Source organism: Chloroflexota bacterium (assembly GCA_026710945.1).
Lineage (GTDB): Bacteria > Chloroflexota > UBA11872 > VXOZ01 > VXOZ01 > VXOZ01.
The window spans coordinates 91107-112386 of the sequence record JAPOQA010000069.1; the positions used below are offsets into that span (position 1 = coordinate 91107).

Annotated in this window: 20 protein-coding genes and 1 tRNA gene; 5 read left to right on the forward strand and 16 right to left on the reverse strand. The window is 56.2% G+C overall.

The genetic code is table 11. From position 1 onward, the window contains the following. Positions 1–5: 5 nt before the first annotated feature. Together OXE05_14335 and OXE05_14340 are read left to right on the forward strand one after the other, a co-directional pair. Entirely contained in the window at positions 6–656 is a 651-nt protein-coding gene (locus OXE05_14335) for a TrkA family potassium uptake protein (GenBank protein ID MCY4438494.1), read from the forward strand. A 669-nt stretch (positions 657–1325) separates the two neighbouring features. After that, positions 1326–1658, forward strand: coding sequence for a DUF971 domain-containing protein (locus OXE05_14340; protein MCY4438495.1), 333 nt, complete (start codon positions 1326–1328; stop codon positions 1656–1658). A 103-nt stretch (positions 1659–1761) separates the two neighbouring features. Here OXE05_14340 and nth read toward each other — a convergent pair whose 3' ends face one another. Both nth and OXE05_14350 read right to left on the reverse strand, forming a co-directional pair. Further along, a complete protein-coding gene (gene nth, locus OXE05_14345) occupies positions 1762–2463 on the reverse strand; it encodes an endonuclease III (GenBank protein MCY4438496.1) in 702 nt (233 codons plus the stop codon). Positions 2464–2482: 19 nt separating this feature from the next. Next, positions 2483–2791, reverse strand: a complete 309-nt coding sequence (locus tag OXE05_14350) for a UxaA family hydrolase (GenBank protein ID MCY4438497.1) — start codon at positions 2789–2791, stop codon at positions 2483–2485. Positions 2792–3212: 421 nt separating this feature from the next. Here OXE05_14350 and prfB point away from each other — a divergent pair. Together prfB and mobB are read left to right on the forward strand one after the other, a co-directional pair. Continuing rightward, positions 3213–4320, forward strand: a protein-coding gene (gene prfB / locus OXE05_14355) for a peptide chain release factor 2 (GenBank protein ID MCY4438498.1) whose coding sequence is annotated in 2 segments (ribosomal slippage) — positions 3213–3272 and positions 3274–4320 — 1107 coding nt in all. Because the reading frame shifts where the segments join, the coding sequence is not laid out codon by codon here. A 357-nt stretch (positions 4321–4677) separates the two neighbouring features. Further along, entirely contained in the window at positions 4678–5349 is a 672-nt protein-coding gene (gene mobB, locus OXE05_14360) for a molybdopterin-guanine dinucleotide biosynthesis protein B (protein ID MCY4438499.1), read from the forward strand. A gap of 644 nt (positions 5350–5993) precedes the next feature. On the opposite strand, the gene OXE05_14365 is transcribed toward mobB, so the two are convergent. The 5 genes from OXE05_14365 to OXE05_14385 all read right to left on the reverse strand — a co-directional run bounded on the left by OXE05_14365 (position 5994) and on the right by OXE05_14385 (position 11664). Further along, positions 5994–7559 carry a 2-isopropylmalate synthase gene (locus tag OXE05_14365; GenBank protein ID MCY4438500.1) on the reverse strand — a complete coding sequence of 522 codons (1566 nt, stop codon included), beginning with the start codon at positions 7557–7559 and terminating at the stop codon, positions 5994–5996. 224 nt (positions 7560–7783) lie between these two features. Continuing rightward, complete coding sequence (ilvC, locus tag OXE05_14370; protein ID MCY4438501.1) at positions 7784–8779, reverse strand: ketol-acid reductoisomerase; 996 nt, start codon at positions 8777–8779, stop codon at positions 7784–7786. A 95-nt stretch (positions 8780–8874) separates the two neighbouring features. Then, the gene (gene ilvN, locus OXE05_14375) at positions 8875–9396 is read right to left on the reverse strand and encodes an acetolactate synthase small subunit (protein ID MCY4438502.1); all 522 of its coding nucleotides are present in this window, start codon (positions 9394–9396) and stop codon (positions 8875–8877) included. After that, positions 9393–11096: a biosynthetic-type acetolactate synthase large subunit gene (ilvB, locus tag OXE05_14380; GenBank protein ID MCY4438503.1), complete on the reverse strand. Its 1704-nt coding sequence runs from the start codon at positions 11094–11096 to the stop codon at positions 9393–9395. Before ilvB ends, ilvN begins: the two co-directional genes overlap by 4 nt. A gap of 256 nt (positions 11097–11352) precedes the next feature. Next, positions 11353–11664, reverse strand: a complete 312-nt coding sequence (locus OXE05_14385) for a hypothetical protein (GenBank protein MCY4438504.1) — start codon at positions 11662–11664, stop codon at positions 11353–11355. A 658-nt stretch (positions 11665–12322) separates the two neighbouring features. On the opposite strand from OXE05_14385, the gene OXE05_14390 reads away from it, so the two are divergent. After that, the gene (locus tag OXE05_14390; GenBank protein ID MCY4438505.1) at positions 12323–12769 is read left to right on the forward strand and encodes a hypothetical protein; all 447 of its coding nucleotides are present in this window, start codon (positions 12323–12325) and stop codon (positions 12767–12769) included. 96 nt (positions 12770–12865) lie between these two features. Here OXE05_14390 and OXE05_14395 read toward each other — a convergent pair whose 3' ends face one another. The 9 genes from OXE05_14395 to OXE05_14435 form a co-directional block, all read right to left on the reverse strand. Beyond that, positions 12866–13150: a DUF1801 domain-containing protein gene (locus tag OXE05_14395; GenBank protein MCY4438506.1), complete on the reverse strand. Its 285-nt coding sequence runs from the start codon at positions 13148–13150 to the stop codon at positions 12866–12868. Between the two features lie 83 nt (positions 13151–13233). Next, positions 13234–13626, reverse strand: coding sequence for a VOC family protein (locus OXE05_14400; protein MCY4438507.1), 393 nt, complete (start codon positions 13624–13626; stop codon positions 13234–13236). Positions 13627–13902: 276 nt separating this feature from the next. After that, positions 13903–14469, reverse strand: coding sequence for a DUF1697 domain-containing protein (locus OXE05_14405; protein MCY4438508.1), 567 nt, complete (start codon positions 14467–14469; stop codon positions 13903–13905). A gap of 465 nt (positions 14470–14934) precedes the next feature. After that, positions 14935–15348: a VOC family protein gene (locus OXE05_14410; GenBank protein ID MCY4438509.1), complete on the reverse strand. Its 414-nt coding sequence runs from the start codon at positions 15346–15348 to the stop codon at positions 14935–14937. A gap of 250 nt (positions 15349–15598) precedes the next feature. Continuing rightward, positions 15599–15994 carry a hypothetical protein gene (locus OXE05_14415; protein MCY4438510.1) on the reverse strand — a complete coding sequence of 132 codons (396 nt, stop codon included), beginning with the start codon at positions 15992–15994 and terminating at the stop codon, positions 15599–15601. A gap of 61 nt (positions 15995–16055) precedes the next feature. Then, positions 16056–16146: transfer RNA gene (locus tag OXE05_14420), tRNA-Ser, on the reverse strand. 423 nt (positions 16147–16569) lie between these two features. After that, complete coding sequence (locus OXE05_14425) at positions 16570–17364, reverse strand: ABC transporter ATP-binding protein (GenBank protein MCY4438511.1); 795 nt, start codon at positions 17362–17364, stop codon at positions 16570–16572. 70 nt (positions 17365–17434) lie between these two features. Further along, on the reverse strand, positions 17435–18379 hold the full coding sequence (locus OXE05_14430) for an ABC transporter ATP-binding protein (GenBank protein ID MCY4438512.1): 945 nt from the start codon (positions 18377–18379) through the stop codon (positions 17435–17437). Continuing rightward, a complete protein-coding gene (locus OXE05_14435; protein MCY4438513.1) occupies positions 18376–21165 on the reverse strand; it encodes an FtsX-like permease family protein in 2790 nt (929 codons plus the stop codon). The genes OXE05_14430 and OXE05_14435 overlap by 4 nt, the downstream gene beginning before the upstream one ends. Between the last annotated feature and the right edge of the window lie 115 nt (positions 21166–21280).

A 21280-nucleotide genomic window follows, 5' to 3' on the forward strand; every position in this document is an offset into this window, starting at 1 on the left:
AGCGAATGCAAAACCAGCAGATTGCCGTCATTGGTCTGGGGCGCTTTGGTAGAAGCGCCGCAATTCAGCTTGCCAGCCTGGGGTACGATGTGTTGGGCGTGGACAAAAATGAAGACCTTGTGGAAAACATGTCGGATGACCTCACCCACGTAGTGCGGGCTGATACGTCAAATGAAGGAGCCTTGGAGGAGCTGGGCATTCGCAATTTCGACGTGGTGGTTGTCGGTATTAGTTCGGACGTTCAGAGCAGCATTGTCACCACTCTGATTCTCAAACATCTTGACGTGCCATATGTGATTGCAAAGGCACGTGATGAACTTCATGGCGAGATACTGGATCGCATTGGCGCCGATAAGGTGATCTATCCTGAACATGAAGCCGGCCTGCGCATTTCACATACGTTCATTTCGCGTGCCATACTGGACTATGTGGAGGTGGTCCCAGGCTATGGTGTCAGCAAGATCCGCGTTCCCGATCGTTTTGTCGGCCGGTCGCTGCAAGTCTTGGGTTTTGATGAAGAGAGCGGACTTCGAGTCCTGATGATTGGACGCAATAAGAGTGTCATCTATGATCCGTACCCCAGCGAGCGCCTACAAGACGGCGACGTCTTGATGCTGGTGGGAGAAGACCGCTACTTGAGTGAGATGGAGCTGTAGAGCCGGTGTGCCGCGGTTTCTGGCGTCCACGTATCGATGGAGCGGATCAGAATAGTGTACGTGTAAGCCGCCGGCGTGCGGCAGCGCCAAGGGTGTTCTCTTCCTCCAAGACTAATCAATTCATTCTGCAGCAAATCGGTTCCGAACGCTTGACAAATTCTATGCATTGTGGTTAATTTGAAGTAAGGAGGGTGCGAACCCTCGGTACTGCACGAAAGGAGGGAGGTGAGCCATGAAAGGAATGCGCTTGCCGCTCGATAATCCGAGAGTGCTGTATTGTGTTTGGCAAGTGGACAGGTAACCCTCCATCCGCGGGATTGAAAACTACGACTGATGCGGGTGGGGGGCCACAAAACAGGGTGTTGGGTTCCGCCTCTTGACGGGTAGTTTCGGCGACGCGCTGGTGTGAGCGAGCCAAACTAGAGCCAGTGCCCGAGGTTAGGGCGATGAATAGGCGGAACTACTGCCCGACCCAGCAATGGAAGTGAACGCACCCCGACAACGTCGGGGTGCGTTCTTGATTGCCTGGCGAGAGCGCGATTGGGTGCGGTTGAAATCTCGAAGCACCGTGCCAATCCATACGTGGCATTCCGGAACCAGGTGTCTTTCGGACTATTCAGCGCAGGATGGAACACGTAGTAACGGAAGTATTCACATGCGGAGCAAGAAATGAGAGACATTCGGGCACGAACGCCCGCGATGATATCACGCGGCGAGGACAGCCGCGAACTCAGAGTCGAGTGGCGAGATGGGCACATTAGCCGCTACGATTGGGAGGACTTGCGCCGCTCGTGTCCGTGTGCTCTTTGCGCCGGTGAAATGGACATTCCCGGGTCGATGCATGCCGGCATAATTCTGACGGCAGCTCAGACGTTCCTGGAGTCAATTGAGCAAGTGGGGAGCTATGCGGTCCGGATGCATTGGGAAGACGGCCACAACACGGGCATTTACACGTTCGATGGATTGCGCGAAGGTTGTCCCTGTTGTGTGGAGAAAGAGTAGCTGGGCAAGCATTTGAAACTGGCACCTAATTGTTGTGTGTGCTTAGATGCCATAGATCCCGCTTGGCCCGCCAACTGTGGGGTAGAGGGTGGCCACATCCAATCTAACCGTCGAGGTAGAGTGCCGCGCTTGGGCAAAGGTCCTGTAACGGGCATTCGCCACAGGCAGGCTTGCGAGCGGTGCAGAGCGCCCGGCCGTGGTGAATTAGCAGGTGTCCAATGTCTATCCAATCGGACTGAGGCACTATCTGCATTAAATCTCGCTCGATCTTGGTGGGCTCTTTTTCGCGGGTCAGCCGCAGGCGCTGAGAGAGGCGCGAGACGTGGGTGTCGACCACAACCCCGTCAGCAACCTGAAAAGCCACGCCGAGCACAACATTGGCGGTCTTCCGCGCTACGCCGGGCAACTCGAGGAGTTCCGCCATCGTATTAGGCACAGCGCCCCCGAATTTCTCCAGCAGCACGTGCGCGGCGCCCTGAATATTCTTGGCTTTATTGCGAAAGAAGCCGGTTGTCCTTATGGCTGTTTCCAGTTCTTCTCGCGGCGCCGCTGCAAAGGCTTCCACCGTTGGAAAGCGCTCAAAGAGGGCCGGAGTGACCATGTTTACTCGCTTGTCCGTGCACTGCGCGGAGAGGATGGTGGCAACCAATAGTTCCCACGCACTACGATATTCAAGAGCGCATTCGGCTTCAGGATAGGTTGCGCGGAGGCCGGAGACGATCTCTCCTAGACGCTCGCGGAGAGCGCGTTTAGACTCTCGGCCTCGCTTGCGTTTTGGCGGGCTTGCGGACTTCTGTGCAGGCATGACAGTGGCAGCGGCAGGGCTAGGAGGATTGGTCGGCGCCGACGAGGTCACCACGCCCGCGCAGGCTCTCTAAATTCTGCGTGTGCACGTGATTGCCCGGCGCAATGTCTTGCGTGGCAGCCCCAATCGATTCGCCGTACTTGATGACGTGTTCGCCGTTGCCGATGGCTTTCACGGCCACCTTGTGACCGAAGGGAATGTCGTCGAGAATCGTGATTTCCTGCGCGCCGTCTGGTCCTGTGAAAGAGACCTTGGCGCCTGGGGTAAGGTCAGCCAGCGCGATTGCGGTGTTGTCCTTGTCGTCGATAATGTGGAGCACCTGTTTCATGTGCGTTTTCCTCAGCAGCGGGTGTGGGCTCTTGCTCAAGTCTCCCGTAAGCATGCGGGCCGGCTGGCCGCACGGTAGATATCAGCATACCGTAAGGTGATGACATTTGCCACCGCAGGTTACACCAGGTCGAATGCCTGTTCTTGGTCTATCTCAGCACGTTGTCACTAGCTTGCGGCTACAGAGTCTGGGGAGTGTTTGACCGAGTCCAGTGCCTATGATTTAATCAACGGGCATCGAACAGGCTACAACGACTTCGCTCGGCTCGGCATCCTTGGTTGCAGGCGGTGCAGGGACTCATGATTCTGCATCGTTGAGGAGTGAGAGCGGAATAACGGTTGTGGCTCCCAATATTGTATCTCGACATAACGTAAAAACTCTGTCTTAGCACCGTGAGGAAAACCTCGAGAGAGCGAAGAATATGATCAATGAGAGAATAGCCGCCCTAAGCGCTCGTGCAGACGAACTTCGGAGGCGCCTTTGACCTGGCATCATGGGACGTAGAGATTGCCGAACTGGAGGAAAAGTCGCTTGACCCGGGACTGTGGGATACGCCGGTTGACGCACAGCGTGTGATGCAGCGGCTCGCGGCGGTGCGCCGCATGGCGGATGATTGGAATGGGTTCTTCGCGGAAGTCGAGGCGTTGCAGGAGTTTGCCGCGCTCGACGACCCAGCGCTGGAGACAGAGCTTGACTCCGAGGTGGGCCGGCTGGAAGCTGATGGCGAGAAGCGTGAGATACAGACGCTCTTTCAAGGCACGTACGATGAGCGTGACGCGCTTCTTTCCCTGCATGCGGGCGCAGGCGGAACTGATTCGCAGGACTGGGTCGAGATGCTCCTTCGCATGTATATCCGCTGGGCGGAGACGCACGAGCACAGGCCGGAGATTTTGGATAGCACCCCCGGTGAAGAGGCCGGCATCAAGAGCGTGACGTTGCAGGTAAGCGGGCCATTTGCCTACGGCCGGCTTAAGTCCGAACATGGCGTGCACCGTCTCGTGCGGTTGTCGCCGTTTGATGCCAACCACCGCCGGCACACGTCATTCGCACTCGTAGAGGCGCTTCCCGTGATCGATGATGACGTCACGGTTGAGATCAACCCCGACGACGTGCGTCTCGATACGTTTCGCGCCAGTGGGGCGGGCGGGCAGCATGTAAACAAGACCAACTCGGCGGTGCGTATTACACATGCGCCCAGCGGCATTGTCGTCTCCTGCCAAAATGAGCGCTCGCAACTGCAAAACCGCGAGGCAGCCATGCGCATTCTGCGCGCACGCCTCTTGGAGCGGAAGCTGCAAGAGCAGCAGGCCGAACAGGCGGCTCTCAAGGGTGAGCATACGAGCGCTGAATGGGGCAACCAAATTCGTTCGTATGTGTTGCATCCCTACACCATGGTCAAAGACCTCCGCACCGGAGTTGAAACCGGGAATACGCGCGCCGTGATGGATGGTGCTATCGATGACTTCGTTGAGGCCTTTCTCAGGCAGCAAGCTGAGAACCGCCGGCAGGGAGCACGAGGAAAAACTTAGAGCGTACGTGAAGAGGGTATCCGTACATCCTTCAATCCTGCGACATGCTCACGACAGGCATACCCAAGACAGGTAGACACAGGATGAACGAACACCGACTTTACTAACGAAATTCTACTGACGAATTCTCGTTTCTTCCGTTCGTGGTGAGCACTTCGACAAGCTCAGTACAGGCTTTTCGAACCATGAACGTTGCTCTGCTGACAACTTCACCCGCACCCACTTAGGAAACAGGAATTGCATGACTTGCTTGGGTATAGCGACCAAGGCACTCTTGCTTGGCTTTGCTCATTCCATCGTGCCGCTGCCGGATGCAGAGGCAGACCGGCGCAGGCAACGAGCTAGGGAGTCCGTGTCGTGATCCCCGTGGTATGCATAGTCGGAAAGCATAATGCGGGGAAGACGACGCTCCTGGAAAAACTCATCCCGTGCCTGCAGGAGCGTGGACGGCGGGTCGCGGTGATTAAACATGCCGCGCATGGCTTTACGTTGGACCGAGAGGGCAGCGACTCCTGGCGTCTGGCACATTCTGGCGCAGAAGCGGTGGTGCTCAGCGGGCCTGGGGACGCCGTCATCTTCTGCAAAGTGTCTCATGACGCTTCACTACCGCAGCTCGTGGGATTGCTGCCAATGTTGGGGTATGACTTCGTATTGGTCGAAGGCTACAAGCGGTCGAAATTCCCAAAGATAGAGGTGCACCGTAGCGATCTAGGGCCGGACCTGCTGCTTGCGGAAGAGCAACTTGCGGCCGTCGTGAGCGACGGCGAAATGACACTCTCTATTCCTACGTACCGGTCTAACGACTCGCATGGTTTAGCGGCATTCCTGGTCGAGCGCTATGCGCGTCCGGACCCGGAGCGCGACGCGATTCGGCTCACGGTCGATGGTGAGGAGGTACCGATTAATGCCTTTGCCAGCGCGGTAATATCCGGCGGCATATTGGGAATGCTGTCTGCGCTCAAGGGGGTAGAAAAGCCGGGAGACATTCGCATCGAAATTCGCCGGGGGCGCGGGCGAGACGGCACATAGCGCTTTAGATCGTCGCGCGCATGATTCATGACGTGACAACATTTGGCCGAAGGCAGACACGGTCAAGAAGAGATCGGAAGTAGTTGATATAGGATTGTAGATTTTGCAGGCAGCGTTCGCGTCATGCCGAACGCTGCGTCGAACAGGGTTCGCGGACTCGAGAAATACTCCCAATTCTAGATTCTTCGTCGCTGCTCTCCTCAGAACTGTAAATGTCAGGTAATTCGTTGACAGATTTGGTAGAAGAAACATGGGAGCAGAACTCTGTGCTCGCCTACATACATGTCATTCCGAACGGAGCGTAGCAGAGTGAGGAATCTAGAGTGCTGAGGCCGTGGAAGTGCGTTGAGCTGGGACCCTAGATTCCTCGCTATGCTCGGAATGACAAGGCCTTGTAGCGCATTCTACGGGAAAGCGAATTCTGTCAACGAATTACTCAACACTTACAAGAATGACAGTTGGTAGTTGGCTCATACCTGCAGAAGATCACACGTCTTGCTTCTTTCCAACCGAAGCCTCGAGCTACTAATTGCTGAAAAGATGTCTGAAAGAGAGAGCGGAGGCGTGATCTTCTAGATACGCCTCCGCTTTGGCTGTAGAGCTATATGGCGACGCCCCGTCGTTCGCTCAAACGAACGGCTGGCTTACGAGTGTGACCCGGCAGCAGCCACCGGCGTCGCGTCTGCGTGCGCTTCAGCGACGCTTTGCGCAGAGATATGCTTGTTGAGGGCATTCATGTATGCCTTGGCGCTGGCGACAATGATGTCCGTATCAGCGCCGTAGCCGGTCACAGACACACCCTCGCTTTCAAGACGAATGCTCACCTCACCTTGCGCATCGATACCTTCGGTAACGGCCTGAACACGGAATTCAGTGAGTTCCGCCGGCACATTGACGATGCGATTGATGGCCTTGCAGACGGCATCCACCGGTCCATCGCCCAATGCCGCATCTTCCAAGACACGGTCCTCTTCATCGATGATGCGTACGGTTGCGGTCGGGATGCTCTTATCGCCGCAACTCACCTGAATGTGATCAAGGTGAAAGTACTCCTTAGCGTGCAGCACATCGCTTGAGAGCAGCGCCTCGATATCTCGCTCCGTGACGTTGCGGCGCTTGTCGGCCAGGTCCTTGAAGCGATCAAAGGCTTCCTGAAACTCCTCTTCACTGAGGTGATAGCCCATCTTGGCAAGCTGGTCGCGGAAGGCGTGCCGACCGCTGGTCTTGCCGAGGACAATCCGGCTACCGCCCATGCCCACGCTCTGGGGTGTCATAATCTCATACGTTTGCCGGTCCTTCAGCATGCCGTCCTGATGCAGGCCGGAGGAGTGCGCGAATGCGTTCGCGCCCACGACAGCCTTGTTGGGCTGCACCGGCATGTTCATCAAGTCGCTCACCATCCGGCTCGTGCGGTAGATTTCCTCTGTGTTTATGCCGTGCGTTACTTTGAAAAAGTCTTTGCGCACGGTGGTATTCATCACTACCTCTTCAAGTGACGCATTTCCGGCGCGTTCCCCAACGCCATTGATCGTGCATTCGATTTGATCCACACCGTTGATGATGGCGATCAGCGAATTGGAGTTGGCCTGTCCGAGGTCGTTATGGCAATGGACGGAGATTGTTACGTTGTCGATACCGGGTGTATTCGCTCGCAGGTATTGCAGGAGCTCAGCAAACTCATCCGGCTGGGTGTACCCCATCGTATCGGGCACGTTTACGACCTTAGCGCCGGCTGCAATAGCATCGCCAAAAAGCTGACATAAGTAGTCCCAATCGCTGCGCGTGGCATCCATCGCCGAGAATTCGACATTGGAGCAATATCCCACCGCCTGTTCGACGCACGCGATTGCTGCCTCTCTGACTTCCTGGCGAGTCATGCGCAATTGTCGTTCCAGGTGGATATCGCTCGATGAGATAAAGACATGGATGCGGGGCGCTTCACCTTCTTTGATAGCGCCCCAAGCGGCCTCGACCTGGTCCGGCTTAAAGCCGGATAGGGCGCAAATCTGGACGTCGCGCAGTTTCTTTGCCAAGAGTTGCACGGCCTGGAAGTCGCCGGGAGAAGTGCGGGGAAAGCCGGCCTCGAGAATGTCAACACCAAGTCGTTCCAATTGCTGGCCGAGGTACAGCTTTTCATCTACCGTCAAAGACCCGCCCGCTGCTTGCTCACCATCACGCAGCGTAGTATCGAATATCTGTAGTGTTCGCATGCTGGATAAAGTCCTCTAATTCACGAAAGTACACAGTGTGCCAAAAGCACGTCGATGCGAGGCGGCGGCGGGTGTGGCAAGTGAGCAGGCCCGCCAGCTTACCAGGGCAGCTATGCCTTGGCGCCGGGTGGGCCTGAGACCACGCTCCTTCTTGACTAGAGATGGCAGAGGGAAGACTGACGGATACAGCGGGATTCCCATTGAATGCGTATCCTCGAAGGGACCTACTTGGGATCGAGCCACGGCATCATGGCCCGCAGGTTCTTGCCGACGGTTTCAATCTGGTGCGTCTTGTCCATTTCACGGTAGGCGTTGAACGCCGGGCGCCCGGCCATGTTCTCAAGAATCCACTCACGGGCGAATTCTCCGGTCTGGATTTCATGTAGGATCTCGTGCATTTTCTCCTTGACGTGGTCGTCAACCACACGGGGTCCGCGGCTGTAGTCGCCGTATTCGGCGGTTTCACTCACCGAGTACCGCATATAGTTGAGGCCGCCCTGGTAGAAGAGGTCCACAATGAGCTTGAGCTCGTGCATGCACTCAAAATAGGCGACTTCCGGTTGGTAACCGGCATCTACCAGGATTTCGAAGGCCGCCTTCACCAATGCGCTCACACCGCCGCAGAGGACGGTCTGTTCGCCGAAGAGATCGGTCTCCGTCTCTTCCTTGAATGTCGTATTCAGCACACCAGCGCGGGTGCAGCCAATGCCACGGGCATAGGCCAGCGTTAGTTCCCGGGCGTTGCCACTGGCATCCTGCTGGATAGCCAGCAATCCAGGCACGCCGTTGCCTTCTTCGAATGTGGCGCGCATGCGGTGGCCTGGAGCTTTAGGGGCAACCATGCTCACATCTACGATGGCGGGGGGAACGATTTGCTGAAAGTGGATGTTAAAACCATGAGCGAAGAGGAGCACCTGACTGGAGCGCAAGTGGGGGGCAATTGACTCCTGATAGAGGCTGGGCTGCACCGTATCCGGCGTGAGCATCATGATGAGGTCGGCCTGCTGCGCCACCTCGTCAGTGGTGCCAACTTGAAGACCGTCGCTCTCGACTTTGGACCACGAGCGACTGCCTTCGTACAGTCCCACCATGACATTGCAACCGCTGTCGCGCAGGTTGAGCGCGTGGGCGTGCCCCTGGCTGCCGTAGCCAATGATGCCAATTGTCTTGTCATTGAGCAGATCGATGTTTGCGTCTTCGTCGTAGTAGACCTGAACCACAGTACCCTCTCTTCGCTCCCAATACTTGTTTGATCTCTTCAAGCAGTGGGCCGCCTCGCAATTATGAGGCGGCCCACATGTAGGCTAAGCCAGTGCTACGCCGCCGGGCCCTCTTCCGCCACAACTGTCGGCGCGGGCATAGCGCGCCCCCGTACCATGGCGACCTCCCCGGTGCGGCTCAATTCAAGAATGCCGTACGGGCGAATGATCTCCACGAACGAGTCGATCTTGTCTTCGTCACCCGTAATCTCGAGTATGATGCTGCCGGGCGACACGTCTACCACTTGGGCGCGATAGACATTGGCAAGCTGCAAGATCTCCGTGCGCTTCATCTCTGGAGCGGCTATCTTGGCCAGAGCCATTTCACGGGAAACGTGGCGTTGCTCCGTAACATCGATGACCGAAAGCACCTCGATCAGTTTGTCCAGTTGCTTGGCCACTTGAATTGCTTCTTTGTGTTCTTCCGCCACGACAATTGTCATGCGAGAGATGCCTGGCCGGTGCGAGTGGCCGACGGCCAGGCTCTCGATGTTGTATGCGCGTTTACGGAAGAGGCTGGCGATGCGGTTGAGAACGCCGGGATGGTCTTCGACGTCTGCGATTAGGACGTGTCTCATGCGTACCTCGCCTCTTCCACTTCGTCTCCCTCGATCGTCTCGGCGAGGCTCGAACCTGCCGGCACCATCGGGTAGACTTTCTCGACTTCGTCCACAACCAGATCGAGCACCACCGGCCCGGGGATCTCTTCCGCCTCTTTCAGCACTTTGACCACGTCGCTCTTCGTAGAAGCGCGAAGGCCGGGCAGGCCGTAGGCCTCGGCCAGCTTCACGAAGTCCGGGTTCTCCAACTTGGCGCTCATAAAGCGGCTATCGTAGAAGAGGGTCTGCCATTGCCGGATCATGCCGAGATGGTTGTTGTTGATGATGGCAATCTTCACGTCGATGTTGTGCTCTTTGACGACGGCAAGGTCTTGCAGCGTCATCTGGAAGCCGCCGTCACCGATAATGCACCAGACCTGCTCATTAGGACGTGCATACTTGACGCCGATTGATGCGGGGAAGGCGTATCCCATTGCGCCGAGGCCGCCCGACGAGAAGAAAGTATTGCGCCGGTCGTACCAGAAGTGCTGCGCGGCCCACATTTGCGCTTGCCCGACGTCGGTGACTACCACGGCCTCGCCATTAGTGATGTGGTAGATCTGGCGAATAACCCACTGCGGCAGCACGATCTCGGTCTCGCGGATTGCGAGGCTGGGGTGGTCCTCACGCCACTGGCAGATCTGCTTAACCCAAGGGCTGTGGTCGAGTTGGTCGATTTCATCAATGAGCGCGCGAATGGTGGGCTTGAGATCGGCCACGATGCCAACGTCTGTGTTCACGTTCTTGCCGATTTCCGCCGGGTCGATGTCCACGTGGATGATGCGCGCCTCTGTCGCAAAGTCCTCAAGGCGGCCTGTTACGCGGTCATCGAAGCGCATACCCAAGGAGATGAGGAGGTCTGCGCGGTCCACGGCCCAGTTGGCATAGATATTGCCGTGCATGCCAACCATGCCAAACGAAAGATCATGGCTTTCCGGGAATGACGAGACGCCGTGGAGTGTCGTGATGACGGGAATATTTGCTTTCTCGGCAAACGCCAGCAATTCTTCGTAGGCGCCAGAATAGTGTATGCCGTGGCCCGCCAGGATGATCGGCTTCTCTGACCCGTGGATCACCTCCGCTGCTTCGCGCACAAGTGTTGGATCAGGTTGCATGCCCTCATCCGGGTTGTAACCGGGAATGTTGGGCGGCGGAAAGTTGTCAAACTCAACTTCCTCCAGGAAGACGTCCTTGGGAACGTCCACCTGCACCGGGCCCTTGCGACCTGTGTTGGCAATATGGAACGCCTCTTCCATTACGCGGGGAAGCTCTTCGGCATTCATAACAAGCCAGTTGTGCTTTGTAATCGGTAGCATGACGCCGGTCGCGTCGGTTTCCTGGAAGCCGTCCGTGCCGAGCAGATTGCGCGGTACCTGGCCGGTGAGGGCAACCACAGGCACGGAATCCATGTGGGCTCCCGCGATACCGGTAACGAGATTGGTAACACCCGGTCCGCTGGTTGCGATACACACGCCGACATCGGCACTGGCGCGGGCGTAGCCGTCGGCTGCGAAGGCGGCGCCTTGCTCATGGCGCACCAGGATGTGGTTAATTCTGTCCTGGTAATGGTAGAGGGCATCATACAAAGGCAGGCACGCGCCTCCGGGATACCCAAATACGGTGTGCACGCCGTGTGCCACCAAGCTATCCAAGATGATCTCTGCACCTGTCCGTTTCATTTGCTCCCGACCTCTTTCTTCAATCTTTTTACTCGTCTTGGTTTTACGGTTGACCTACTGGCCGTATCAACGTTGCTCGTGCCGCTCTGGCGCCGAACGGTGAGATACTGCCCCGCACGACGTCGTCCGCCCCAGAGGCCTGGAGCGCGACGTCCTGCAGTTGAATGCCTCCATTGCTGATAGCATATCGATCCACTTCATGATTCTAGCTAAGTCACCTATTGTCAAGCAATTGCTTTTGCTCTTTAGTATCTACTTACACTGCGGCTGCGCCGAATTTCGCTAACACACGGCGCAAGATGAGAAACAGCGCCACGAGCACCCAAGCTATCGCAAGTTCTGCGGCAAGCAAGATTGGACTGATGCGCCATAATTGCGTGAGCGCCCGTTCGGTTGCTTGCCAGCTCCCTTCCATCAACCCAGTGATCAGCGCAATTGGAATTCCTAAGAGCAATAGCGCGAAAACTCCAAGGATAAGAATCGCAGCGGAAAAAGCGAGGAATCCCGCGATTACGGCCCACCTACCCCAGCGATACCCTATAGAGAGCCGGTCCGGCTCAAATTGCATGTCTGCGGAAGTTTCTGGAAACTCACCTAGCATTATTGTGCGTATCCGCTTGTCTTTGACTCTGGGCTAACAAAAAACCCGTCCCTTGGTTGGGGACGGGCATCCTGACTTCGCACTTCAACTCGAACAATAGGTCTCGCTTTGTCGCTCCGGGAGCACGGTCGGCGCCAGGATTTCTGGTTCACTATTCCGGCGACCGCGTTCTCGCTCGTGCATCACATCTCTTTGTTCGGTACTGGGGAATGCTGCCGTCCCACTGGTAATGGTATATGTGTGTTCAATCTTGCGCCGCCTAAGCGGCTACAAGGAATACTAACACTGGCGGCCACAACACATTCGTGTGACCGCCGCGAAGCGCAAGGCTATTGGGGTTCGCAGCGTGGCTCATGGATGCTCAAATTGTCTCTTAATTCGGTACGAGTCAGCGCTCTACTTGTATCTTATATCATGAATTCCGCGGCGTCGTCAAGAGGGTCAGTTGGATTTAGTTGACAACTATTCGCAGTTTCTGATAGCTTGAATGTAGATCGCTGCTCTTTGGTTGCGGCTGTCGCATGTCCTTAACTGGCCTTTGTAGGTGGTCGCGCAGTCGTTGGCGAATAGTTTGTAACCGTAAGCTACATAACGAGAGTCCGAAGCTTTAACAGAGGACTAGGTAATGAGGGATTTTCGCAGTCGTCCCGATCTAAAGATGGTGCCCACGTTGGAAGGTGGCCAGGAACTTCTGCAAATGATGGCCGGCGTGCTCTTTGTGTGCGAAGCCTGCTGCTGCGGTAATGGATATACTCACCCCCGACTTGAAAAGGCCCACTATTTGCGCGAGGCACGTCGCCGGGGGATCTCAGAGCACGTGAACATCGTGTTCACGGCTGATGACGGCGGCGGCTGCCTGGGTCCGTGCGGTCTGGGAAACAATGTCTTCATGTACCTCTTTGGCAGCGGGCTGTGGTTCCAGCGGATGAATTCCAGGACAGACATTGACGCGCTCTTCAGCTACGTTGAAGAGAGCATCCGCCTCGGTGAGCCGGCGCCGATTGAGGGCAGCCTGACTGAGCGCGTTTACACCAGGGTGCAAGGCGAAAAGGTACCGGTCGCTGCCACGTAGGCACGTATCTCCGGTCACGCAGCATGCTGTTTCGGTTGCTGCCGGTGCATTGAGCCGGTCGGATGATTCACAGCGTTGCCTAGAGTCCAAGGCTGTTCATGCCAGTCGCTTGAACGGCCGCACCCGAGCATCTTCCCGCCGCCGAATATGCACGTCGCGAGTCTGATTCCCACACCCTTCCAAAGTGCCGTCAGGGTCGAGGATGGTTGCGCCATTCTCGAAGAGCAGTCGAACGCTGTCTTCCCGTGGGAACATCCCACAAAAACAGCCCCACTTTGGATGCCGGAACCCAGGGCCGTGCCAGCCGGGATAGGCAATCTCTGTGGCGTCCGGTACAGTTTCACGCACCAGACTGCGTAAACGAGCGGCCAACTCTTGCACGAGGGGGCTGTGCCTGATCAGGATGTGTTCCGGAGAGACTGTGCCACTCTTGCGGGTTTGATTACTCTATATCCGCAAGAGAACTAACCTGCGGCGGGATCCGGCTGCATCATCCCAAAGATGTTGCCCTCCGTGTCTTTGGCGTATCCAACCCAGCCAACCCCGGGCACTGGGGACTTCGGCAGTGCAATAAGGCCCCCCTCCGCCGTGATCTTCTCTAGGGTCGCGTCGAGGTCTTCGACTTGGACGACACAGGCGTAACTATTGAGGGCAGCGGATTCCTCCGGCGGGTCACCCCTCCGCCTGGCCAGGCCGCCATTGATGCCGGGCTCGTCATCAGACCCGGTAACGATGAGCCAATAGTCCGCGTCTCCGCCTTCCCATTGATGAAACTGCCACCCAAAGACGCCGGCATAGAAGCCTATGGCGCGCTCCGGGTCAGAGGCTTGAATCTCGAAGTGTACGATTCGTGACATAGGAACTCCCCTTCATTCACCTATCGGTTGCCAATAAAGTGTGTGCATGCACATTAGTGTAGCCTAGTTCAGCGATCAGGGGATTCCAAGAACCAGCTCATTCTGGTGATTAGCCTAATCGCAAGATGAGCCTGGCCACATCCGCTTCTGAGGCGAGGCTGGTGGGACGACAGCTCTGCGAAATCAGACCACCTATGCGCTTGCAGCTACTTTGGTTGCCACTTCTCTGGCAGCAACTGCGCGGCAAAGCCTGCAGCGGGTCTGGAGTGACTGACGCTAGGATGCGTTCAATAGCCGCGTCACCGTGTTCCACGTTCGCGTTGTAATATCTTTGCCGAACTGTTTCTCAAGGTGGGCCATGAGATCAATTGTGCTGCGCCCTTGGGCTAGCGTGAGAACGCTGCAGACTTCCCTTGCGGTAGCGCGCACGATAGCGTAACCGTCAGGAAGAGCGGTTGAGGCGCCATTGCGGCTGTTACCTCTCTCGGGGAGAAATGTGACATAAAGTTTTATTTGTGCAGTGGTCGCCAATGCTTCGAAGGGGTTAGTGTCGAGCAGCGCCTGCAATTCCGTAAGTGGCCGGACAATCACACCGATACTGTGCCCGAAGTCCTGCAATAGGCGTTGTTCAATTGCCGTGCGGGCTTCAGTTTCATCGGCTCCCGGCGCGTCGAAGCGGACGTTGCCGCTGGCGAGCACCGTTTTGACGTTGACAAAGCTCAACGCGGTGAACGACGCTCTCAAATCGGCCATTTTGATTTTCCGGCGCCCTCCCACGTTGATGCCCCGGAGGAATGCCGCGTAGGAAAGTGGCTGCTTGTCAGGGTCTAGGGCGTTTGCCATTGCATTGTGCCTCCAAGTTTATCGGGCAGATTTTAGGAACCCCTACATTACATAACACTGTGCACGCTAGTCGTTGGATGGGTTGATTTCAATGTCCGGCCGGTCAATGACGGTGGGCCCATGGGGCGAGGATGAGCCCCTTTGTTGGCACCCTGGTCTTGGTAGTCTTAGTCTGGTTTCCTTTGCCGGCGACCTATGCCTTGAGGGGGCTAGCGTGCCTGTGACAGATCGCTTGAGCCTACTTGCTCAGCTATGCGCAGAGGAATCCTCATGGACAGCATCCATGCCCCATCCCGTCCACTTTGATTGAGACGCGTCAAGCAGTTTGCACTGCAAGGCTGTAGTCGAGCGATTCCATGCGCTGCATGCCGAGCCAATCACGACTGCTACTCATCCTAGAGTCTGGGGGAGATGCAGAAACTGCGGCGTCGGCAGGGTCTGAGACGGTGATCAGGCTAATCTGCTCTAGGTCGGCGAGGGCCGGTAGTTGCCAAAGCTCCACTCGTGTCCTTCCGGATCAAGCGCGCGGTATCTGCGGGAACCCCATTCCGTGTCTTCAGGAGGGAAGACAATGTTTGCTCCGGCAGCCGCGGCGCATCGATAGTAGGCATCCACGTCAGCCACGTACACATAAATGCCTTGTTCCGCCGCTGCGTGTCGGTTGCTCCCCGCGGACTGTGCGGCGATTGTGGTCCCGAGCATGATTGCGCCGTTGCCGAGACTCATTTCCGCATGCACAACGTTGCCATCCGGGTCGCGGAAGTCGATGATCGTGGTGAAACCAAAGGCATCGCTAAGCCATTTGAGGGCTGCTGCCGCGTCGCGGTAGCTGAAATACGGGAAGAGTGTTGGCAGTGATGCGTTGGACTCCAGATCCATGACTTCAGACTCCTAAATGTTGGATGGATGCCTGGGAGAGGGAATCTGTGAGCCGGAGAGGTCAAGCGGGCACACAGGGGGCATGCAGATGGCACAACATGAGCAGGAGCAGACCACAAGTGCGTTCCGGCTAGATACGCAAGCGCTGACAGGGCTAATTGCAAATTAGTGGAACCAACTGAGCGCAAATTCCGTTTTGGCGGGCCGAGAAAAACTGCTCGAGTGCTGGGCGCCAAACTGGAAACATCTACTACTCATGTCCAAGTGTCTCAATATTCAAGGTGTATCCATTTGGCGTGTGAACTTGCATTTCCCAGGCGTCTCTCTCTTCCCAATACTGGCGAGGCTTGGAGTGCTTGATGTTTCGTGCCTGACATATGGCTATGATTTTGTTGAGGTTGTCGGCTTCCATTTGCCAGGAAAAGCTATCGTTGACTTTCGATGCATCGACGTTAGCTCGCTCTTCCAAACCGAATTCAACACCACCGTTTCTTAGAGCTACAAACCCTGGAAATTCGTCGCCTTGATATGAAATCTCAAAGCCCAAGCTCATATAGAATTCTGTCTCTGACTCAATGTCCTTCACGGAGAGAATTGGAATCAGACGAACGAACTCAGGCTTAGAGTTTTCCATGTTTTCTCGCATGCCTGCCGTACAATCCTGATACACCCAGGCTGGCCGGCCGTATTTCTTGCTTTAGAGAACGTGGCGGAGAGGGTGGGATTCGAACCCACGACGCCCTTTTGGGGCGTAATCGTTTTCGAGACGATCTCCTTCGACCACTCGGACACCTCTCCAAGGGTGGATAATTAATACGATAGCGAAACCAAGCCCGCCGTACAACTAGCTGATGAAAGGCTGGAGCATGGCTTGCTAGGCCGGCGCAACCGGACCCATGCGATCCACACCGTGCCAGGGGCTGTGGGAGAGGGTTGAGCGCAGGCATTGTCTCGGCACTCTCAACGCACTCAATTAGGCCGCGAACTGGCTTGAATCCTCAATTGCAGTCTTCCCATGGCGTGTGATCGCTGCTCCGTCCAGGCATGCTGTTGCCAATGTCTGATTGTATTGAGGGCAGAATGCAGCTTGTAGGCCAAGTGTTGACGGACGTTGCTTGAATGGCAGAGCGTTACTGTTGAGGCACTGCCTAACGCGGTCTCAGTTGATGGGACTACGGCACAAGAGGCCAAGTTTCAGCGGGTCATCATGTCGTGGGGGGGCTAGCTACCGGAGTAAGGCTGCTGGGGTGGCTGCTCTTGTGATTGCTGCCACTCGCCCGACTCGGCCTGGCGCATGAGGGTGCTGATCGTCTCGTCGGGTTCATCTTGTGAAGGGTGCCAGCGAGAGAGCACGCCATCGCTCATCGTGAATGTCTCGTCGGCGATGTCACGGACCGAGAGGTCATGGGTTGCCATGACTACCGTAACGCCTTCCTGGCGCACAATACGCGAAAAGAGGAGCATCATCTGAAGTCCGGTCACGCTATCCAGGTCGCCCGTTGGCTCGTCGGCGAGGAGCAGCGCCGGTTGGTTGGCAAGGGCACGGGCAATGGCCACACGGCCTTGCTCGCCGCCGGAGAGCTCGAAAGGGCGGTGACTGGCGCGCTTGGTCAGCCCCACCAGGTCTAGGAGTTCTAACGCGCGCTGATGGCGTTTCCGTGCTCCCATGCCCGCAATACGCATCGGCAATTCAACATTCTCGTACGCAGAAAGCACGGGCAGGAGGGCAAAAGCTTGGAAGATGAAGCCGATCTTGTGTCGCCGCAGCATCGTGAGTTCACGGTCGCTCATCTGCCGGGTATCGTTGTCCATTATGCGTATCATGCCGGCTGACGGACGATCCAATCCTCCGACAAGGTTGAGGAGGGTGGTCTTGCCGCTGCCGGAGCGTCCTTGCAGCGCGATAAGGCGGCCGGGGACGATTTGCCAGTTCGCCTGCCGCACGGCGTACACATCCTCACGGCCGACATGGTAGACGCGAGATACCTCTTCGGCAATTGCAATGGGTTGTGCCATGTCTTTCATCTACCTCTACTGGTCTCTGAATGGTTTGCACTATCGCGAGGAGGGCCGAAAAGGCGGCGATCTACCGGCGCAATAGGCCGCGTAGCCCCTTTTTCTCTTCCTCCTCATCGGAGGAAGAATACGCCGGTTTCACGACAATGCCGTCGTCTGACATTTCCACTATGGCGCGGTCGCGAATGCCAAATTGCTCTAGGTACTCTTGCGGAATCTGAAGACGACCGGCGGAATCAAGCACGACGTACTCATCGTGGCTGATGGCTTCTTGGCCTTCCTCCAGGCTAATGCGGCGCACCGTCTCGGTACTGGTGCGGCCATCGCGAATGGCAACGACCCGGTCTACGCGATAGGCCACGTTTGGGTCGTGGCTAACGATAATAATCGTGGTGCCGAATTCCTCGTTGATACGGCGAAACGTGTCATAGATCGTGCTAGCGGTCTGGGTATCAACCTCACCTGTGGGTTCATCTGCAAGCAGAAGCGGCGGAGAGAGCGCCAGCGAGATGGAGATGGCGACACGCTGCTGCTCGCCGCCGGACAGTTGTCCCACGCGATGCCGCAACCGGTGCCCTAAACCCACGGCCTCAAGCAACTCAGTCGCTCTCGCTTCGCGCTTCTTGGTTGGCATGCCTGAAATAATCAAAGGCATTTGGACGTTCTCTAGCGCCGTGAGATATGAGATTAGGTTGCGGGAGCTCTGCTGCCACACGAAGCCCACCATATGCCGCTTATACCAGACGAGGTCGTTGTCCGACATCTTGATGAGGTTGAGGCTACCGATTGTGAGGCTGCCGGCGCTTGGCCGGTCAAGTCCTCCCAGTGTATTGAGGAGCGTTGATTTGCCGCTACCGGAGTTGCCAATGATCGCCATGATTTCGCCGCGGCCCACTTCCAAATCAAGGCCCTGCAAGGCAACGACCTCCAGGTCCGCGACTTTATAGATCTTGACCAGATTGTCACAGATGATGAACGGCTCGCCACGTTCGGGTAGCGGCGGTATCTTTTTCATCCCTGTTCTTCCCCAAACTTAATTGCTTCGTGAATGCGCATACGGGAGAGCATGGAGATGATCACAGGCACCGCGATGGCAAGTATGACCGCCAGAATTAGGTAGATCTTCGCAATGTCGGCCCAAGCAGTGATCACGACAAATGATGGGATATTGGCATGTTCGCCGGTCTTGATCTGAAGGAAGGGTATAAAGATGCGTCCCGCTGCCACCCCGAAAACTGTACCGATGGCAACTCCCATGACTATGAGGAAGCCCTGCTCAAAGATATACAGGCTGATCAATTGCCGTATGGAGAGTCCCATGGCGCGTAAAATGCCAAAGTCCTGCATTCGACGCTGGAACGAAAGCAACGAGTACGTAAGAAAGCCAAGAATAGTAAGCAGAATAGCGATCAAAAATCCCACGGTCAGCATACCAAACACGCCGGTTCGGCGGGGATCATCGCGCTGGGATATGACTCTCTCGCGGGTATCTTGCGTCCGCACGACAATGAAGTCCAGGTCGCGGAGCTTTTCTTCCATGGCCTCGATGTCGGCGCCCGCCTCAGTCTTCACCCAAGCGTCATATGGGCCAAGGCCGATATTGTCAAATATGTAGTCCAGGTTTGCAACGGCGAAGTAATCGGTGTCCGGGAACTGGGTGGGAAAGTAGTCTACCCAGTCAACAATCACAAAGTCGATCTGTTGCTGCCGCAAATTGATGCGGACCCGGTCGCCGACCTTAAGCTTATGGTCGATCATGAAGTTGGCGCTGGCCAGAAGTGCGTCCGGCTGCGCGGCAAGCTCATTCATTAATGTAACCAGCGACCGATGGGCAAAGTCAGGACGCCAGTACATTACGTTTACGGCATCCCATGGATCTATGGCGACAATTTGGATTTCAGGCGTGGCGCGGTCCGGCAGAATGGCGTTACCCTTGCTATCCCAAACGCGGGCGGCTGCCTTGATTTCATCGAGCTGCAAGTGATCGGAGAAGGGAGCAATATACCACTGTTCCAGCTCCTCGTCATAGTCGCCGGATTCATAGAATGCCATGTCGGCGCCAATGCGATAGTAGACGGAGTCGGAATGATTCCGCGTAAGGGTCGCTGCTACGGAAGCACTAAACGTCCCAATAGCCAACGTCAGCACCAGCAGCAAGAGCAAGCTGTTGTATTGACCCGCAGAGCGGGAGATGTGGCGCAACCCTAAGAGAATGGATACGCCCCACAGTCGATTCCCGATTCGCGTTACCAACTCGACGATATAGGGGAAGAGCCGCACGAACAATAGCGCCATCCCGAACATGAAGACCGAGGGCACGATGAGCAGAAGGGGATTTGAAAAGACGTTGCCCTCTTCACCTAGTACGACGACCTGGCGCTGATCTTGTAACAAGCGATAGCCGTAGACCGATAGCCCCAAGAGAAGGATATCCAAGAAGAAGCGTTGCCACCAAGGCCTGCGTAACTTGCGCGAGGCTTCTTGCTTAAATGTGACGATGCTGTGCCTTGCCGTGGCAGCTGCAGGCATGAGCGCCGCGCCAATGGAGAGCGCGATAGCGGCCAGCGCGTAATTGAAGGTACTGGTCGTGATGGTGATGGGCAATGGGTCGCGACCGATGAACGTGAGGAACGTGTATGTACGCGCGATGAGTTGGGCCAGATACACTCCCAAGACCGGTCCAACCACGAGCGCCAAGATTCCGATCATGCCGCCTTCGAGTAAATAAATGCCGATGATTTGCCAGGTGCTTGCGCCCCGGCTCTTGAGCACCGCAATTTCGTTTCGCTGGCGGTCAACGACCATCGAAGAGGCGATGCCTATGTAGTAGAGCACAATGCCAATCACGGGCGCGGAAAGAATGAAGAGCAGAATCTTAAGGAAGAAGAGGTCGCGTAAGTACCGCAACAGGATGTCTTCGGGGGAAATATCGATCTTCACTTTGCCGAGTATCGTGCCCAGGTTGGAGCGAATCTCGCTGATTCCGGTAATAATCGACCTGGCATTGCTCGCATTGATGGCATCGACATCAAAGACCGAAAACCAGGTGTACTCATAGCCGATCTCTTCCCAGTCGGTGAGGATCACGCCAACGAAGGTCTCGTCCGGAACCATGAGACCTTCCTTGAAGTACTGCGGGTGGTAGAACCAATAGATTTCGTTAGGATCGTTGGGAAACCACCGGCCCACAATCTTTATTTCAATTGGTTCCGGTTCACCTCCGGGGCCACGGTAGACGGTGATCAGATGGTCGCCAACTTCAGCGCCGATGGCATCCATCTTTTCCGTCATGATTATAGCTTCGATATACGGATCGCCGGACTGAGCAGGTTCTGCGTAGCGTCCTTCCAGAATGCGGATGTGCTTATCGAAGTCGGTGGCAAAGGCGATAAAGCCCCAATCGGCGAACTGGCGCGATGTCAAGTCAAGGTCATCGCCTTTGGTGAGGATGGGCATGTGCTCGGTCTGCCCATAGCGGGTTGAGAGAAGGAGCGGGATGCCCATCTCTGTAGGCGCCGTTACCCGCATGTACTCATCGGCCTGTTGGTATTGCAGGAGCGAGATGTTCGTCTCGTTCTTCTGCTCGAATTTGCGGATGAGAAGACTGGCCCGGGGTTGCGCCTGGCGCGACTCAGTATCGCGCAGCGCGCGGTGCAAGAGCATTTCGCTCATGCCTTCTGAGTAAAGCGGCACGCTCGACACCAGCGTCACCGTGACCACCAAGCCGAGAATGGTGGAGAAGACGATATTGATGTTATTGAGCAGACGCTTGGTGACTAGGACCAGGATAGAGTAGGTCAACTGGTTCCCCCTGGAATTGGAGAAATACTCGTCACTGAGGCATTCATAGGAATCATGGTTCGATCTCTTGCGCGCGTCTCAAATTGCATCCGAAACTCTCAAGCAGATACCCTGG

Coding starts and splice junctions, on each gene's coding strand:
- OXE05_14365 (MCY4438500.1), bottom strand. CDS start 7,559: ATGCGAACACTACAGATATTCGATACTACGCTGCGTGATGGTGAGCAA.
- ilvB (MCY4438503.1), bottom strand. CDS start 11,096: ATGAAACGGACAGGTGCAGAGATCATCTTGGATAGCTTGGTGGCACAC.
- OXE05_14335 (MCY4438494.1), top strand. CDS start 6: ATGCAAAACCAGCAGATTGCCGTCATTGGTCTGGGGCGCTTTGGTAGA.
- OXE05_14340 (MCY4438495.1), top strand. CDS start 1,326: ATGAGAGACATTCGGGCACGAACGCCCGCGATGATATCACGCGGCGAG.
- OXE05_14390 (MCY4438505.1), top strand. CDS start 12,323: ATGAGGGATTTTCGCAGTCGTCCCGATCTAAAGATGGTGCCCACGTTG.
- OXE05_14400 (MCY4438507.1), bottom strand. CDS start 13,626: ATGTCACGAATCGTACACTTCGAGATTCAAGCCTCTGACCCGGAGCGC.
- OXE05_14350 (MCY4438497.1), bottom strand. CDS start 2,791: ATGAAACAGGTGCTCCACATTATCGACGACAAGGACAACACCGCAATC.
- OXE05_14385 (MCY4438504.1), bottom strand. CDS start 11,664: ATGCAATTTGAGCCGGACCGGCTCTCTATAGGGTATCGCTGGGGTAGG.
- OXE05_14410 (MCY4438509.1), bottom strand. CDS start 15,348: ATGGATCTGGAGTCCAACGCATCACTGCCAACACTCTTCCCGTATTTC.
- OXE05_14405 (MCY4438508.1), bottom strand. CDS start 14,469: ATGGCAAACGCCCTAGACCCTGACAAGCAGCCACTTTCCTACGCGGCA.
- ilvN (MCY4438502.1), bottom strand. CDS start 9,396: ATGAGACACGTCCTAATCGCAGACGTCGAAGACCATCCCGGCGTTCTC.
- OXE05_14415 (MCY4438510.1), bottom strand. CDS start 15,994: ATGCGAGAAAACATGGAAAACTCTAAGCCTGAGTTCGTTCGTCTGATT.
- OXE05_14425 (MCY4438511.1), bottom strand. CDS start 17,364: ATGGCACAACCCATTGCAATTGCCGAAGAGGTATCTCGCGTCTACCAT.
- nth (MCY4438496.1), bottom strand. CDS start 2,463: ATGCCTGCACAGAAGTCCGCAAGCCCGCCAAAACGCAAGCGAGGCCGA.
- OXE05_14430 (MCY4438512.1), bottom strand. CDS start 18,379: ATGAAAAAGATACCGCCGCTACCCGAACGTGGCGAGCCGTTCATCATC.